This window comes from Pseudomonas sp. IPO3747 (assembly GCF_013385245.1).
Lineage (GTDB): Bacteria > Pseudomonadota > Gammaproteobacteria > Pseudomonadales > Pseudomonadaceae > Aquipseudomonas > Aquipseudomonas edaphica.
Genome location: NZ_JACAQL010000045.1, coordinates 1 through 1233 on the forward strand (window position 1 = coordinate 1; position 1233 = coordinate 1233).

The following is a 1233-nucleotide window of genomic DNA, read 5'->3' on the forward strand; positions in this document are numbered from 1 at the left end:
TTGAAAAGATGGCTGAGGTGGCTAGAATCGAGAAGCTCGCCAAAGCCGAAGCTGTACGCAACCGTGTTGTAGGCGCTGTTGCAGATAGCCAGGAGGGAAGTGCGAGCTCCAAATTCGGGCAGCTTGCTAAAACTGAGGCTGAGCTTCGGGATGCTCAACGTGTAAAGTCGGCGACTGAAATACCGATTGTAAAAGTTAAAACTGAAAATGCAGTTAAGGGTACTCCAGAATACGAGCTGCTTAATAACCCGAGTGCACGAGCTGCAAATACACGGTATGAGCTTGACAATGGGAAATCCTTCACAACCAACAGCGCAGGTCAGGTTGAAGAGTTGACCTTTACCCCTGTGAATGAAAAAATCCCTCGCGACTCTAGGCAAACAGAGATGGGCCATCAGGGCCGAGACACTGATGTGGGTGGTCATGCTCAAGCTTGCAGCCAAGGCGGCACATGTGACGGCTACAACCTTTTCCCACAAGATAAAAACTTCAATAATTCAGCCTATAAAGTTTTCTATGAAAATATCATCAAAAAGGCTCTGGACGACCCGACGAAGACAGTTGGCCCAACCACAATCAAATTCAACAGATCAACTGCCGACTCTATTAGACCCGACACTTTATCAGTCACCTACACCATTGATGGTAGGACCAGAACCAGTATTTTCAAAAATGAATCCAGCAAGCCTTGAAAGGAACACATATGATTACCGAAGATTTTGCATTAATTAAAGAAATATTTTCCATTATTGATAACGGAATTATCGACGGCTATGATCGTTTTCGTTACGAGGTGGTAGTAGGAAAAGGATTCATAGACACAGAGTTACTTGTCGAAAAGGATGGAGTGGAGACTACCAACGCCCGGACAGATATAGACGATACACAGTTGTATGAATTGGTAGATAAGCTTAAACATAGCGCTGAGCAACGCGGTGAAGATTGGGTTTCATTCGTAATTTCATATAAACATGGAGAGCAAGTCAGTACAAAGTTCAAATACCCTGACAACTGAGATGCTTATAAAAAATACAGTTTACCTAGGGACGGTCTGAAGTAGACATTGATTTTTGATGCCCCTCATAGCCTGACTTTCAAAAAACTCGCCCGATCAGATAATCAGACTTTTCCCGCTTTTAACTCGATACCCAGATCAAAGGCGCGGTGGCGAGTGGCAAAAAAGTCATCGCCGACGTCGGCGGCGATCTTAATATCGAAAGCCTGCAAGACACC

At 44.7% G+C, this 1233-nt stretch carries 3 protein-coding genes; all 3 read left to right on the top strand.

Going from position 1 to position 1233, the window contains the following annotated elements; genetic code table 11:
• On the top strand, positions 1-692 hold a 692-nt coding region (locus HX790_RS29455), incomplete at its 5' end, for a DNA/RNA non-specific endonuclease (protein ID WP_176992617.1).
• Between the two features lie 11 nt (positions 693-703).
• Complete coding sequence (locus HX790_RS29460; protein WP_017134681.1) at positions 704-1015, top strand: hypothetical protein; 312 nt, start codon at positions 704-706, stop codon at positions 1013-1015.
• A 137-nt stretch (positions 1016-1152) separates the two neighbouring features.
• On the top strand, positions 1153-1233 hold an 81-nt coding region (locus HX790_RS29980), incomplete at its 3' end, for a hemagglutinin repeat-containing protein (protein WP_176992618.1).

What these genes read in the sequence shown, in the direction of transcription:
- HX790_RS29460 (WP_017134681.1), top strand. Translation starts at nt 704, where the DNA reads ATGATTACCGAAGATTTTGCATTAATTAAAGAAATATTTTCCATTATT.